Here is a 16,409-nt window from a genome sequence, read left to right as displayed (position 1 = left end):
GGGAAGGAAGGGATTATAGAATGATCAGAGATTTATATTCACAGGCTATTAATGGCTTAATGAGTTCTGATGAATGGATTATTCGTCAGGATCATTACGATCCTAAAACTAATTTACAATATGAAAGTCTTTTTTGCCTAGCCAATGGGTATATGGGGACAAGAGGAGCTCATGAAGAAGGCACTCGTGTTAGTATACCATGTACTTACATTAATGGTGTTTTTGATAAGTCAGAAACATTCATGCGTGAACTGGCCAATATGCCTAATTGGCTAGGGATAAAGTTATATATTGATAAGCAACTTCTAAGTGTTGATGAGTGTGAAATCTTAGAATTTTCTAGAGCGCTGGATATTAAAAAATCAATTCTTTTTAAAAGAATAAGGTTGCGTGATGAATATGGGAGAGAAACGCTTATAGAAGGTTTGCGCTTTGTCAGTAGATATAACATCCATTTAGGCGCTATTAAACTGTATGTGACACCTATCAACTATAACGGAATACTTGAAGTAGAGAATATAATTGATGGATCTGTTGTGAACTTTTGCGATGCGCCAAGGTTTAAAGTGAAGCATACAGCTTTGGTTGAGAATGGTTCTTTATTAGATGATGGAGAGTATATTGAGGTCAAAACTAGAGATTTTGGAATGCACATTGGAACAGGATGCAAGATCAAGTTGTTTAATGATGAGGGAGAGAACTTGATTAATAATAGGCAGTATGGTTCTTTCGGAGAACAAGCAATTGAGTTTGTAGACTGTCCTGTTGAAGAAGGAAAAACTATTCAAATACATAAATTAACAAGCTTTTATACAGGCAGAGATGTATGCGAAGAAAAAATAAAAGATGCAGTTTTAAATGACCTAAGTCAATTTAACTATAAGTCCATTAATGAGGAATTAGACCGACATACAAAAATCTATGATGCAATGTGGAATGATGCTGATATTCAGATTAACGGTGATACAGAACTCAATAGAGCTATACGATTCAATATCTATCACTTAATGAGTACTGCAAGTGAACAGGATGATCGGATTAATATTGGTGCAAAACTTTTACATGGTGAGGAATACGGCGGTCACGCATTTTGGGATACTGAACTCTTTATGTTGCCTTTCTTTACGTATGTTTTCCCAAATACAGCATCTAATCTTGTCAAATACCGATATCACCTATTAGATGCAGCTCGAAAAAATGCACAGGAAAATGGATTTTTAGGAGCAAAATACCCCTGGGAGTCTGCTGATACAGGTGAAGAAGAATGTCCTGATTGGACGATCATGCCGGATGGAAGTTGTTATCCTTGTTATGTTGCAAAATATGAGCATCATGTAACAGCTGATGTTGCTTTTGGAGCATATAATTACTATCAGATTACAAATGATATGGACTATCTACTCCAATATGGTGCTGAAATCATTCTTGAAACTGCTCGATTTTGGAGCAGTAGGTTCGAGTACAATCATGAAAGTAACCGATATGAGATTTTTGATGTAACAGGTCCAGACGAGTGGCATGAGCCGGTTGACAACAATTGTTACACAAATTATATGGCAAAATGGAATATCCAAGTAGGACTATCATTAATCAAAATGTTAAAAAGTGAGCATCCACAAGAGTACAGACGCATTACTGCAAAAATTAGCCTTCATGATAAAGAACTTGAATTATGGCAGAAGGTAAAGGAGCATGTTTATCTTCCAAAAGGCAAAGATGGTACATTATTTGAACAATTTGAGGGATATTTTGATCTTACTGAGGCAATTATTGAAGAATATAATGAAAAGGATATGCCAGTTAGACCCCAAATCTTAAAGAGTGTACGACTAAGTGAAACACAGTTAATCAAGCAAGCGGATGTTGTGATGCTCATGTATTTATTGGGTAGTGAGTTTGACAAAGAAACACAACGAGTGAATTATGATTACTATGAAAAGCGAACCATGCATGGGTCATCTCTTTCCCCCAGTATTTATGCGATAATGGGACTGAGGGTTGGTAGAACAGCGATGGCTTACCGCTATTTGAGACGTGCCGCTTTTATTGACTTGCTAGACTTACAAAAGAACACAAGAGAAGGCATTCATGCTGCTAATGCAGGTGGGGTTTGGAAAACAGTTGTGTTTGGTTTTGCTGGAATTAGCATCAATAAAGAGAATCAATTATGTATTGATCCTGAAATGCCTCCTCAATGGAAAGAAGTCATTTTTAAAATACATTTTCACGGCAGCCAACTTCAGATTCAGGTAAACTGTGAAAATGAAGTGAGTGTAGAATTATTATCTGGTAAGGGAATAGACATTATCATCAATGGCAAAAGCCTTCGAGTAGAATAACAAAGTCGTTTTTGTTATTCTACATCGAAAATATGCATGTATAGGTGTCTGAGGGTTTAGTGTGTGATTATTAGTTAAAAATAACAGATATAAGAAGTGATTAGAAGGACTAAATAGTCAATAATTATAAGTAAATCATATTTATAATCAGACTGGTTGACGAAGTAAACAAATTACCTGTAGGTTATTGCATGTTAAAAATAGGAGCAGCTATGTAGAAATAATCGTTTTTTTATAAGTATCTAGTTTTTTTAAATATACTTTAATTAATTAAATTGCTATAATTTTTACATAAAAAGATAGATTGAAAAAAACAATGTGAAGTTGATAATAAATGGGTACATGATTTTGGGGAGTTGACAAAATGAAAACAAAAGTTGTAACCAAAAATGAAACTTTTAAAAAGTTTAAAAAACAGTATACCATGCATATTTTTGTTTGGTTAGGTCTATTATTTCTATTAATATTTAGTGTAGTTCCGATGCTAGGGATTGTTGTTGCATTCAAAGAGTATGATATACGATCTGGTTTTCTGGGGATGTTTACTGGAGAATTTGCAGGGTTTAAATATTTCATACAGTTTTTTACTGATCGTAAATTTGAGACATTGTTAAGAAATACATTGATGATTAGTGTATTGAAGCTTATATTTTCGTTCCCGCTACCGATTATGTTTGCAATTATGCTTTCAGAGATGAAAGGGAATGGTTTCAAACGAATTGTTCAGACTGTAAGTTACTTACCACACTTTATTTCTTGGGTAATTGTAACAGGCATTTTATTTTCCTTTTTTTCAACAACAAGAGGGGTTTTCAATGAAATATTAGTGAATTGGGGTATAGTTGATGAACCAATACCTATTTTAATGGAAGCAGAATACTATTATGGTTTAGCTGTGAGTAGTGAGGTATGGAAAGAGATGGGATGGAATGCTATCATTTACCTTGCAGCAATAGCAGGTATTGATCCTACATTGTATGAAAGTGCACATATTGATGGAGCTGGAAGACTCCAAAGGATATGGTACATTACTTTACCATCAATCAAGGGAGCTATTTCCATTTTACTCATACTAGCAATTGGTGGTCTCTTAAGTTCAGCCAACTTTGAACAGGCACTGTTACTTGGGAATTCCATGAATATTTCAAGGTCGGAGATTATTGAAGTATATGTCTATAAAAAAGGTTTGGGGCTTGGAAGATATTCCTTTGCAGCAGCAGCAGGATTAATACAGTCGATCATATCTTTCATTCTTGTCTTATCTGCTAATACTATTTCGAAAAAATTGTCTAATACGTCATTATTTTAGCCAGCAAGGGGGGAGGCATTATGTTGTTTTTTAAGAAAAAAGCAAAGAATATAATTAAACCTACATTAGAAGATCGTATCATTGATACTACTATATTCATCTTTATGATTATTGTTTTAGTTATAACGTTATATCCCTTTTATTACACCATTGTACTATCATTTAATGAAGGAATAGATGCAACAAAGGGAGGCATTTATTTTTGGCCTAGAACCTTTACATTAGATAATTATAAACAATTCTTATCGGATGCTTCATGGATAAATGCCATATTTGTATCAGTGGCCAAAACGGTTATAGGGACCTGTCTTTGTGTCTTTTTCACATGTATGGTTGCCTATGGCTTATCTTTTCCAGGTCTTCTTTTTAAAAAATACTATGGCATCATGTTACTAGTTTGTATGTATTTTAGTGGTGGGTTGATACCCTATTATCTTACATTGAGGGCATTAGGTTTACTCAATACTTTTTTAGTTTATGTTATACCAACAATGTTCAGTATCTATTATTGTCTTTTAGCAGTGGCATTCTTTAGGGAGATACCATTTGACTTATATGAATCTGCAACATTAGACGGTGCTAAAGATATAACAATCTATACTCGAATTATCATACCATTGTCAAAACCACTTATGGCCACCATATCCTTATTTGCTGCAGTTGGACAGTGGAATGCTTGGACAGATACAGCCTTCTATGCTCCAGCTAGAAAAGAGCTTCGAACATTAGCCTATTTAATGAGAGATGTGATCATGAGAAATCAAATAGATACATCAGCTTCAAATGCTTCACAAATGGCTGCTGCAAAATATAGTCAGGTAACATCTCAGTCAGTGCAGATGGCAGCCATGATTATAGCAGTTCTTCCAATTATTTTAGTTTATCCGTTCCTGCAGAAATACTTTGTAAAAGGTGTTATGTTAGGAGCTGTTAAAGGATAGGTATAAATTCTTCAATATCTAATTAAGAGAGGGGTCTTAAAATGTGTAATCTTAAACGAGTTTTATCATTAATATTAGCAGCAATGCTTATTTTTTCTACCGTCGCATGTGGAGGGAATGAAGATGATCCATCTTCATCAACACCATCCACTTCTGAAAAAAGTGAATTGAGTGAGAGTAAATCTGATAGTCCTTATCCAGATCCAAATAATCCAGTGAAGTTCACTTTTTTTGCTGACTGTACATGGTTACCTTATGATAACCTAGATGGTATTACAGGAAAAGAAATTGAGAGATTAACAGGGGTATCATTTGATTTTATTAAAGCCACTGATTCAGAACAATTGAATCTCATGTTAGCTTCTGGTGATCTACCAGATCTTATCATGACAGGTAGTAGTGCTAAACAAAGTAAACTTTCAAGATCTGATATCAGTTATGCTTATAATGAATTAATTGCTCAGTATGCACCTGACTGGGAGATTCCTGAGATCGAAAAGAATATTAACTCTTATTATAGTGAAGATGATAACTTTTATATGTTAAGAAATGAGTTCAATACTATTGATCAAATATTAACTTCAGAAACAGTAGGACCAAACTTTGGTCAAATGCATATGAGAGAAGACATCTATAAAGCCCTTGGATCACCTTCAATGAATAATAAGGAAGAATTCTATGAAGTATTGAGTCAAGTTAAAGAGAAATACCCTGATATGGTACCTATGGTATTCAATCCACGTGAATTAGGTAGTATAGCTCAGTTAGTAGGTATTGATTATGGTATGCCTACTGATGAAAATGGTAATTACTCCCATGTCATGTCTGATCCTAAATACTACGATTTCATGTTAACGTTTAATGAGCTATATAAGAATGGTTACTTACTTAAAGAAAATTTTACTTACGAAAATGATGATCAGATTTTCCAATATGCATCTAATGGAAATGCATTTATCATTACTCACTATGCAGGTAATGATGATCAAACATTCACAGGTATGGTGAAGTCAGTAGATGAGAATGCAAGTTTTGTTCAAGTTCCTTTAATGGAAGATTGGAACTATACGCTAGGTGTTTCAGGTTGGTCTGGACTCTTTATAACTCAAGAATGTCAAGATCCTGAAACTGCTATCAAATTTATGCGTTGGGCTAAAGAACCTGTTAATCAAATCACCACGATGATGGGAGTTCAGGGGGAAGATTGGGAATTGCTTGATGATGGGGGATTTGCGCCATTACCTAAATTCACAGAAGCTCTTGAATCTGGAAATAAAGATGCTCTATATACACCAGTATCCTTCTTAGTTGCTGCTACAGACTACATAAGAGAATCTAACAACTTCTACGCTAATGCAACTCCTGCAACAAAAGAAATCTACAAGGATGCAACCCAACGTGCTAACTGGTCCAATGTTGTCTATTTATGTTATCCAAAGTCTGGTTCAGATGAAAGAATCATTATGAATGATTTATCTGATTTGGAAAGTGAGTATCTAAGTCTACTAGGAACAGCAGAAACTCAGGAAGAGTTTGATAAGGTTTATAATGAAATGATAACAATAGCTGAAGAGATAGGTTTAGCTCAACTGAACGAATATCTATCAACTACTTATCAATCATTAAGCGAGGAACTAGGTACAAAATAATATCATTAATAAGTAAATTAATAACACTCCAGATTTTAACAGGATCTGGGGTGTTTTCTTTCACTTAAGGATGGCGACAATCTAGGCATTCTCATCCCATATAAAGACAATTCAAAAATATCAAAATTATGGTATAATGTAATTTGTAAGAGGGGTGGTGAACAATGGAGAAGTACAAGGTTCTTTTAGTTGACGATGATTGTCTTGTCCGCCAAACGTTACGGAACATGCTTAATTGGAAAGAGTTGGGGTTAACCATAGTAGATGAGGCTATCGATGGAAAGGATGGAATGGACAAGATCGATCACTTAATTCCAGACATTATTATACTTGATATGAGTATGCCTCAAGCAGATGGTATAGAAGTTATTCAACATATCAAGAATAACAATTATCCAGTTCGAATTTTAGCTCTAAGTTGCTATGATGATTTTACATATGTAAAAGAGGCACTAAAACTTGGTGCTTCTGACTATATACTAAAACATCTTCTTCAAAAAGAGGTTTTAGTAGAGGCTTTAGGAGCGATTAGAGAAGAAATAGAAAAGTCTAAATCCGAAAAGGAAATAAAGACTCAGTTGAGAGTTTTAGCTAATGAAGGTCGTCCATTGCTAAAAAATAAATTGCTAATGGGGCTGTTACAGGGTGAAAATCATTTAAAGGAATTAGAAGGTGACTTTAAACGTTACTGTAAGAACTTACCTCTTAATAACTTAAGCTTGATTTATCTGACTGTTGAGAATTATCAACATGTTATCATGGATTTTCAGCCCAGAGGAGAAGAAATATTTACACTTGCCCTAACTAATATTGTAAAAGAAGTAGTGGGTAAGACACATCATAATGAGGTTGTTGATTTAGGAAAAGGTAACTATACAATTATTCTTCATCTAAATAATAGAGGTCACTCTCAAAATAAAGTTATTTTAGAAGATATTATAAGAAGGGTCAATAGACAATTAAAAAGTTACTTAAAAGCTGAAACAAAAATGATAACCAATATGGAGTCAGTATCCTATAATGACTTACCGGTTCTCTTTCATGAATTAGATAGTAAGAAAGGCTACTTTTTTTATGAAGACTATAGCATAAATTTTTTATTCTCTAACTTAATCCAACCTTTATCAATGGCAGAAATAAAAGCTGAATCTGAGGATCTAGAATATTATAAAAATCACATAAAAAAGATGGAGTTTGATGAACTTGAAAGTTATTTATTAAAGGGATTGGAAAATCATAGAGTTAAACTAATCCAACCAGATCAACTAAGGAAGTACTATCATTTCTTAGTAAGGGTCATTCAAGATTATGTACATGAGCATCTACATATTCTGAGCGATGAAATAATCAGTTCTAATGAGACCAATAGTATGTCAAGTATACGCCATATTACTCAGATGGAGGAGTTCATTATCCAATTGGTTTCAGAGTTGAGAGAATTCATGGCAGATGCACTGGTTGAAAATGTTGACAATGATTATGTCAAAGAAGCCATTAAATTTATTCAGGGTCATTACATGGAAGACATAAATTTAGCTGAAGTAGCAGCACATATACATGTAACAAGAACTTATCTCAGTCATCTATTTAATCAGACAACTGGTACGAAATTTATTGACTATGTTCGCGAAGTAAGAATGAAAAAGGCTTGCGATTATTTATCAAATTCCAATATGACTATCAAAGAAATAGCGATTAAAGTAGGTATACCTAATAGAAAATATTTTTCTAAGACCTTTAAACATGTGATTGGTATAAGTCCTCAGGAGTTTAAAAGAGTAAATATTTAAATTTCTAGACCCTATTTGAAAGAGTTGATTCCTTTTTCTTTGTTAAGTATTCAAGTAAACTATTGGTATAAGAAAAGATGAAAGGGGAGTCACAATGAAATTAGGACTTATAGGAGCAGGACGTATTGGAAAACTACACGGTGAAGTTATCACATATCATGTAGATGATGCCACCATTGAAATGGTTTCAGATGTCTATACTGAGGGTTTGAAGGATTGGGCTGAACCACTTGGAATCCAGAACATAACAAATGATTATAAAGAGATCTTAGAAAATCCAGATATCGAGGGCGTATTAATTTGCTCTTCAACAGATACCCATGCTGATCTTATTATTGAAAGTGCAAAAGCAGGTAAGCATATTTTCTGTGAAAAGCCTGTAGATTTCAATGTTGAAAAGATTCAGTTTGCACTCGACACAGTAAAAGATGCAGGAGTTAAATTACAAATAGGTTTCAATCGCCGCTTTGATCATAATTTCAATAAAGTGCAACGAGAAGTTAAACAGGGAAAGATTGGAGATGTCCATATCGTCAAAATTACATCTAGAGATCCAGCGCCACCACCAGTTGAGTATATTAAAGTTTCAGGAGGACTTTTTCTTGATATGATGATTCATGACTTTGATATGGCTAGATTCTTATCTGGGAGTGAAGTAGAAGAAGTTTTTACTTACGGTACAGTCCTTGTTGACGAAAAAATCGGTGAAGCGGGTGATGTTGATACTGCTATAGTGAATTTACGTTTTAAGAATGGAGCCATTGGAGTTATTGATAACAGTCGTCAAGCAGTTTATGGATATGATCAAAGAGTAGAAGTTTTTGGTTCCAAGGGGATGGTACTAGCAGAAAATGATTTTCCTACAACAGTGAAAGTACTAACTGACGATGCAGTAACAGAAGATAAACCTAAGTATTTCTTCTTAGAGCGTTATAAAGAGTCTTATGCTTCAGAGCTAATAGCTTTTGTTAAGGCAGTAAAGGATGATCAAGAGCCTTTAGTTATTGGAAATGATGGATTAGCACCAGTTTTAATAGGATTAGCTGCTAAGCGGTCATTAGATGAAAAGCGCCCAGTAATGATTGAAGAGATACTTGGCTAAGAGGGGGAAGGGATAATGAAGAAATCCGCATGCATTGAAATGATCTTTACAGAAGTTGATTTTTATAACAGATTTAAGTTAGCTAAAGAGGCTGGTTTTACCAATATTGAATTTTGGAGTTGGGATGATAAGGATTTAGATAGAATTAAGGCTTTATGTGAAGAGTATGGTTTAACTGTAGCCAGTTTCTCTGGCGACAAAGATTTTTCTTTAGTGGATATGTCTCATCAATCAGCTTATATTGATTATGTCAATCAGTCTATCCAAGCAGCTCAAAAACTAGACTGTAAGAATCTAGTGATTCACTCCAATTCACTTGGTGAAGGTGGCATTGTTGTTAACCATTATGAAGAAAAATCAAATTATGAGAAATTCGGTGCTATGGTGAGTACCTTGACAAAATTAGCAACAATTGCAGAGGAAGCTGGAATTACATTAGTTCTTGAAGCACTTAATACGGAAGAAGATCATGTAGGTAACTTTTTAGCTTATACGAGAGATGCAGTGACTGCCATTAAGTGTGTAGCAAGCCCTAATATCAAAATTCTCTATGATATTTATCACATGCAGCTTATGGAAGGTAAAGTGATCAACATCATACATGAAAATGTAGAACATATTGGCTATATTCACGTAGCTGATGCTCCAGGGCGGCTAGAACCGGGAACAGGTGAGATTAATTATACAAATGTCTTTAAGGCGTTAAGTGATGTTAATTATGATGGTTATATTGGATTTGAATTAATGCCATCTCATGATTCAATGGATGTAGCGAAAGGATTGATAGCCCTATTTTAATAGGCTATAACTATAAAGGCAAATACCTATGTAAAGCATGAGGTATTTGCCTTTCCGTCATGGGAGGTGAAGGGGGAACATGAAAAAACTATTTTATAACGTAAGGGTTAGGCTTATTTTAGTCACCACATGTATGATTATTTTTATCGCGGTTACCCTTTCGTCATTACTCTATAGCTATACTGAGAGCTTTCTGCAGAAAAAAATGGCTCATTTAACCATGGAAAATTTATCAAAGTACTCCATCAATTTGAGAAATATTCTAAGAGAAACCTATGAAACAGCTTTAAGAATTGCTACGCAGGATGACGTATTAGACATGGTTAAGCAAGTTGAGGATATCGGAGATCAAGACTCTAAGGAGGCACTTCATAATATGCTTTTAGAGGAAGCAGAAAAACATCCATATATCTACTCCATGTATATCTATGTTGAAAAAGAGGGGCAGGTCATAACATCAAATAAAGTTAGAAAAGTAAGAAATATTAATGAACCTATGAATTATCCATGGATAGTGAGGGCTAGTCGTAATGAGAGTGATAATCTTCTCTCTTTAGTAGAATTTCAAGATGAAGTAGGTATTTTTAATAACTACTTTTATGCAGTCAGTAAAGAAATCACTTATAGTGGAGAACAAGTAGGTATACTTAGTGTTAACATTGATGCTGAAAAAATTTATAATGATTTACTGACTAATATTATGTATGAAGAAGATTCGAATGTAATGCTGATTAGTGGAGAGGGGCAGATCATTTCTCATTATCAGCGTGATATGCTGGGTCAGTCCATTGTAGATGTACCTGGTTATGCTGCTGTTACTAAACATAAAAAAGGGTATTATATGGAGTCCATTAACAATACTAGAACACTAGTTGTATTTATTACTGAATTTTATTCCAACTATAAATTGGTATACTCAATTCCTATGGGATTCCTATCACAGGGAATTAATAATCTAAAGTGGTATTCCGTCTTGCTATCCGGTATCAGTATTCTTTTTGGTATTACTTTTGTATGGGCATTTTCTAAACACATCTATGTTCCAATTCTCACCATTAAAGAAGCCATGGTTAGATTTGGTCAAGGAGATCTTAAAACTAGAATTAGCTCAAGAAGACAAGACGAGTTCCAGGTGCTTTATTCAGGCTTTAACGATATGGCTACTGAATTGACGGAGCTTTTTAACGAAACCATAGCACAAAGGCTAAAAATTAAAGAAGAACAGTACAAAGCTCTTCAGCGTCAAATCTCACCTCATTTTATTTATAACACCCTTAACTCCATTAAATGTTCAGCAGTTTTACAAAAAGACAAAAAGACAATAGAAATGTTGGATGCTTTCATTCAGTTATTAGAAGTAAGTGTGAACCAAAGAGATATGATATCTTTGAAAGAAGAAGTGAGACAAGTAGCAAATTATATACTTCTACAAAAGCATCGATTTGGAAAGTTGTTCAACGTTAAATATGATATTCAGCCTGAAGTGGAAGATCATCTAGTCCCTAAATTAATACTTCAGCCTCTTGTTGAAAATTCATTGTATCACGGCATAAATTTACGGGAAGGAAAGGGTCTTATCTATATAAAAGCTTATAAAGCCTTTGATGGTATCTTTATTGAAGTCTATGATAACGGTACAGATGCAGACATCTACAAATTGGAGCAAAGGCTTCATAATAAAGAAAAAACAAAATTTAATGGCATTGGGATTCACAACATCAATGAGCGGATCAAGCTTATTTATGGTCAAGGATATGGTCTTTCCTATAAGAAAGATGTATCAGGTTTAAAGGCTATTCTTCATTTAGGTGATCATATTGAAAAAATTATAAAGATTTAAATCATTAAAAGAAAAGAGGCGATATCATAAGAATTGACCTCTTTTTTTGTTACCAATAATTAGAGATAATAATGGTATCAAAAACATCAAAATACTGTTTTGAGGGGAGAGGTTAAAGTGAAAAAAGTAGTAGTAATGTTATTAGTTATAACGATGTTATTAGGTGTAGGGTGTCAAAAGGAGGAAGCAGCGAGTACAGAAGAGTTTAAGCAATTAACGATTGGATTTGTAGTAAAAGGTTCTGATGAACATTGGATTCAGGTAGAAAAGGGTGCAAGACAAGCAGCCAAAGATTTTAATGTGAAGTTAGACTTCAATGGTCCAGCTCAAGAAACTTTAGTCGAAGAGCATACCGGCATGATTGAAAATAATATCACCAATAACGTGGATGCCCTTTGTGTAGCACCTGTTCAACCAGCTGCCCAGGCAAAAGTACTCCAAAAAGCTGTTGATAAGAATATCCCAGTTTTATTAATCGATACAGATGCAGAATTACCAGATAAGACTTCTTTTTTAGGTACTGGTAACTATGAAGCTGCTAAATTAGCAGGTGATTATATTTCTGAAAAACTAGGTGCAGGTAAAAAAGTTGCTATTATTCGTGGTGCTTTAGGGGATAAAACACATGATGACCGTACTGCAGGTGCACAAGATGCATTAGAAGCTGCTGGACTAGAAGTACTTGACGTTCAACCTGCTGATAGTGATAGTGAAAAGGCTGCAAATGTTATGGAAAATCTTATGCAGACATTTACTGATATTGATGCAATCTTTGTTACAGCTGACCAAATGGCTCTTGGTGCTTTAAAAGCAGTAGAGCAATCAGGAAAAGATATCATGGTAGTTGGTTTTGATGGTTCACCAGGTGCACAAGAAAAAATCAAAGAAGGCTCAATGGAAGGTTCTGTTGCTCAAAGTCCTTATCAGATGGGATACTTAGGCGTGCAAAATGCCATTATCGCTGCCAATGGCGGAGAAGTAGACGTGAGAATTGATACAGGAGCAGAGTTATTAACAATAGAGAACCTCAAATAAGAAATTAAGATTAAAATTGTATCTATGAAAAAAGTTATATTGTCTATCTCCAGTGTGGGATAGGCAATATTTTGAAAGAGGAGAATGCTTATGTCAGAAGTGTATGTAGAATTAAAAAATATAAGCAAGCGATTTCCTGGAGTATTAGCTTTAGATAATGTAAGTATGTCTTTGAAACGCGGAGAAGTACATGGATTATTAGGTGAAAATGGAGCAGGAAAGTCAACGTTAATAAAATGTTTAACTGGAGTGAATATTCCTGAAGAAGGTACCATTATCGTAGAGGGTGAAGTATCACGATTCACCGTACCTAAGATGGCCATGGATAGAGGGATTAGTTGCATTTATCAAGAATTAAATATCATTAGTGAGTTATCGGTTACAGATAATATTTTCTTAGGGCATTATCTTAAGAAGTCTGGTGTACTTGACTATACGACCATGCATAAGAGGGCAAAAGAAATTATGAAACGATTGGGTCAAGATCTTGACCCAAGAAAAAAGGTAGGAGACTTAGGGGTTGGGCAACAACAGATGGTTGAGATAGGAAGAGCATTATCCAGGGATGTTCAATTTCTTATTATGGATGAGCCTACATCTAGCTTAAGTGAAAGTGAAGTTAATGAACTGATGAAAGCGGTAGCAATGTTAAAAGAAAAAGGCGTTGCCATTCTTTTTGTTTCTCATAAATTAGAAGAGGTGTTCCGAATATGCGATATGGTCACTATACTAAGAGACGGTGAGCTGATTAAAACAGCACCTGTAGACACTATGACCAATGCATCCCTTATTGAAAATATGGTAGGTCGGTCATTGGATAATCTTTTTCCAAAAGAAGAAGTACCCATTGGAAAAGAACTGATGAAAGTTGAAAATTTATGTTGCTATGGTGTTTTTAAGGATATTAGTTTTGAAGTGAAAGCAGGGGAAGTCTTAGGGTTTTCTGGTTTAGTTGGTGCAGGAAGAACAGAGATATTCAAAAGTGTATTTGGGGTTGGTCCAATTGATAAAGGTGCTATTTATCTTCATGGTCAGCAAGTATCCATTAAGAACCCTAGAGAAAGTATAAAAAATAAAATAGCCTATGTCACAGAGGATCGTAAAGGTGAAGGTCTCATCCTTAACGAGTCAGTAGGTAATAACCTGACAGTTGTGTGCATGAGAAAACATACAAGATTTAATATCCTCGATAAGAAAAAATTGAAAAATATTGCTTTGAAGAACATTAAGTCCCTGAAAATAAAGACAACTTCAAGCAATACACCTGTTGGCACCCTGAGTGGTGGTAATCAGCAGAAAGTTGTCATTGGTAAATGGCTTAATACTGAGGCTGATGTTTTTATTTTAGATGAACCAACAAGAGGTATTGATGTAGGGGCTAAAGTAGAAGTCTATAAGTTGATTAATGAATTGGTCAAAAATGGTAAGGCTGTTATTATGATTTCTTCTGAATTACCTGAAATATTGGGGATGAGTGATAGAGTTATTGTCATGCGAGAAGGTCGTATAACAGGACGGATTAATCGAGGAAGTAAAAGCTTTTGCGAGAAGGAAATTATGAAAGCGGCATGGGGAGGTTATATAGATGAAGAAGAGTGTGAATGTTAAAGAATTAGCATTTAAGATAGCACCATTAATAACATTGATAGTACTGTCAGGTTATCTGGCAATTGTGTCCGAGAATTTTTTACATTTCGATAATTTAATGAACATTTTAAGACAAGCAACGACGATATCATTAATCGCAGTAGGGATGCTCATTGTCATCATCACAGCAGGAATTGATTTATCTGTTGGAGCTGTGATGGCACTATCCATTTGTGTCATGGGTATTGCTCTAAAAGCCGGTATTACAAATCCTTTATTGCTTATACTTATATGTATTGCGACAGGGACGGGTATGGGTATTATAAATGGTCTTTTACTAACTAAGCTACATTTACCCCATCCTTTTATTTCAACCATTGGTACGAGGAATATATCAAGAGGTCTAGCGCTCTTTATAACAGGTGCAGCTCCTATTATAGGTTTTCCAAAAATAATAGAAGTGCCAGGGTCTGCAGATATCAGTGGTATACCACTAAGTTTTATAATTGTTTTAATTGTATATGTGTGTGTGCATTTATTCTTAAATCATACTGTTTTGGGACGAGAGATTTATTCAGTTGGGGGAAATAAAGAGGCCGCTTTGCTATCTGGTATCAATGTGGGAAAAGTTTTGACATTTGTATACGGTTTTTCTGGTTTCATGTGTGCAAGTGCTGGTATAATATATGTAGGTCGTGTCGGAGGTGCTCTACCATTAGCGGGTACAACAGCAGATTTAGATGCTATTGCTGCTGTAATAATAGGAGGCGCATCATTCTTCGGTGGTAAAGGAACCGTTTGGGGAACGCTGATTGGTGTTCTGCTGATTTCAGTTATCCGCAATGGCCTTAATTTACTTAGTGCATCTGCTGATCTTCAGTATGTGGTTATTGGTCTTGTTATCGTGATAGCCGTTTTTGTTGATGTACTTAGAACCAAAGTAGAAGAAAAAGCTAAGAGAATGGCCAAAGCGTAGTCAAAGTTGGAGGCGACATATGAACGGAAGAAGCAAAGGTGTTATTATATGGATAGTTACAATAGTGATCTTTTCAGGGATCATAGGTTTGTATTTTTATAAAAGCTTTGAAGGTGATACAGTTAAGGAAGTAGAATCCGATAATAAAAAGACCATTGCTATTGTTCTAAAAGCCCTAGATAGTCAGCACTGGCACAGTATGAAAAAAGGAGCAGAAGCTGCGGCTAATGATTTAGATGTCAATGTAATTGTGTTAGCGCCTGACAAAGAATCTAACGTTGAGATGCAGTTTCAGATGCTGGAAGATCTCATAAGCTCTGAAGTGGATGCTATCGGGATTGCTCCTTGTGATTCAGCTGGTGTTGTACCCCTCATCATGAAGGCACAAGAAAAAGGTATAGTAGTCGTTACACTAGATACCAACGCTCAAACAGAGGTACTCTCCTTTATAGGCACAGACAATTATCTTGCAGGTAAGATGGCTGGTGAACGTTTCGTAGAAATATTAGATGGTAAAGGGCATGTTGGGCTTATTACAGGTGTGATCAAACAGCAAACTCACCAAGAAAGAGTTCAGGGATTTAAAGATGCCGTAGAGGACACAGAAATTGAAATTGACTGGATTAAAGAAGCAGACAGTAATTCAGTTTTAGCCATGAAAGTAATGGATGATAAATTGAAGGAGAGCACAGGTCATAAGCTTAATGGTGTTTTTGCTACCAATGCTCTGATGACTTTAGGTGTTTTAGAAGCGGTTCAGATGAGTGGTCAAACTATTAAAATAATTGGGTTTGACCTACAAATGGAATTATTTGATAGCATTGATAAAGGTGACATTGATAGCATTATTGCTCAAAATCCCTATGGAATGGGGTATGAGGCTGTGAATACAATGATGTTATCATTGAACAATGAAGAAGTACCGACTAGAGTGGACACAGGAACTGAAGTGATCACCAATGCTAATGTAGCAGACTACAAGAAATTCTACGAGAATTAATAAATAAATTCAAAAGGATATAGATTATAAGCACATTAAGGCT

General features: G+C 35.0%; 12 protein-coding genes. All 12 read left to right on the top strand.

All coding sequences use genetic code 11. The features are described 5' to 3' along the window. Positions 1-20: 20 nt before the first annotated feature. Positions 21-2,339 (top strand): glycoside hydrolase family 65 protein, encoded by a 2,319-nt coding sequence (locus C1Y58_RS11675; protein ID WP_105616218.1) that lies wholly within the window; start codon positions 21-23, stop codon positions 2,337-2,339. A 364-nt stretch (positions 2,340-2,703) separates the two neighbouring features. Then, the gene (locus C1Y58_RS11670; protein WP_105616217.1) at positions 2,704-3,648 is read left to right on the top strand and encodes an ABC transporter permease; all 945 of its coding nucleotides are present in this window, start codon (positions 2,704-2,706) and stop codon (positions 3,646-3,648) included. 20 nt (positions 3,649-3,668) lie between these two features. Next, positions 3,669-4,589 carry a carbohydrate ABC transporter permease gene (locus C1Y58_RS11665; protein WP_105616216.1) on the top strand — a complete coding sequence of 307 codons (921 nt, stop codon included), beginning with the start codon at positions 3,669-3,671 and terminating at the stop codon, positions 4,587-4,589. A 41-nt stretch (positions 4,590-4,630) separates the two neighbouring features. Further along, on the top strand, positions 4,631-6,238 hold the full coding sequence (locus C1Y58_RS11660; protein WP_105616215.1) for a type 2 periplasmic-binding domain-containing protein: 1,608 nt from the start codon (positions 4,631-4,633) through the stop codon (positions 6,236-6,238). Between the two features lie 164 nt (positions 6,239-6,402). Next, the gene (locus C1Y58_RS11655; protein WP_105616214.1) at positions 6,403-8,028 is read left to right on the top strand and encodes a response regulator; all 1,626 of its coding nucleotides are present in this window, start codon (positions 6,403-6,405) and stop codon (positions 8,026-8,028) included. A 94-nt stretch (positions 8,029-8,122) separates the two neighbouring features. Beyond that, a complete protein-coding gene (iolG, locus tag C1Y58_RS11650) occupies positions 8,123-9,130 on the top strand; it encodes an inositol 2-dehydrogenase (protein ID WP_105616213.1) in 1,008 nt (335 codons plus the stop codon). Between the two features lie 15 nt (positions 9,131-9,145). Further along, a complete protein-coding gene (locus tag C1Y58_RS11645) occupies positions 9,146-9,928 on the top strand; it encodes a hydroxypyruvate isomerase family protein (RefSeq protein WP_105616212.1) in 783 nt (260 codons plus the stop codon). 79 nt (positions 9,929-10,007) lie between these two features. Next, positions 10,008-11,768, top strand: coding sequence for a cache domain-containing sensor histidine kinase (locus C1Y58_RS11640; RefSeq protein ID WP_105616211.1), 1,761 nt, complete (start codon positions 10,008-10,010; stop codon positions 11,766-11,768). Positions 11,769-11,885: 117 nt separating this feature from the next. Next, positions 11,886-12,803: a sugar ABC transporter substrate-binding protein gene (locus C1Y58_RS11635; RefSeq protein WP_207655742.1), complete on the top strand. Its 918-nt coding sequence runs from the start codon at positions 11,886-11,888 to the stop codon at positions 12,801-12,803. A gap of 90 nt (positions 12,804-12,893) precedes the next feature. Beyond that, positions 12,894-14,411, top strand: a complete 1,518-nt coding sequence (locus tag C1Y58_RS11630; RefSeq protein ID WP_105616210.1) for a sugar ABC transporter ATP-binding protein — start codon at positions 12,894-12,896, stop codon at positions 14,409-14,411. Further along, the gene (locus C1Y58_RS11625) at positions 14,389-15,366 is read left to right on the top strand and encodes an ABC transporter permease (RefSeq protein WP_105616209.1); all 978 of its coding nucleotides are present in this window, start codon (positions 14,389-14,391) and stop codon (positions 15,364-15,366) included. The genes C1Y58_RS11630 and C1Y58_RS11625 overlap by 23 nt, the downstream gene beginning before the upstream one ends. 19 nt (positions 15,367-15,385) lie before the next feature. After that, positions 15,386-16,366, top strand: coding sequence for a sugar ABC transporter substrate-binding protein (locus C1Y58_RS11620; RefSeq protein ID WP_105616208.1), 981 nt, complete (start codon positions 15,386-15,388; stop codon positions 16,364-16,366). The last annotated feature ends 43 nt before the right edge of the window (positions 16,367-16,409 follow it).

The sequence above is a fragment of the Vallitalea okinawensis genome (assembly GCF_002964605.1).
Classification (GTDB): Bacteria; Bacillota; Clostridia; order Lachnospirales; family PQDH01; genus Vallitalea_A; species Vallitalea_A okinawensis.
Note: the sequence above shows the minus strand (reverse complement) of the source record. Positions and strands in the feature narration are given on the sequence as shown.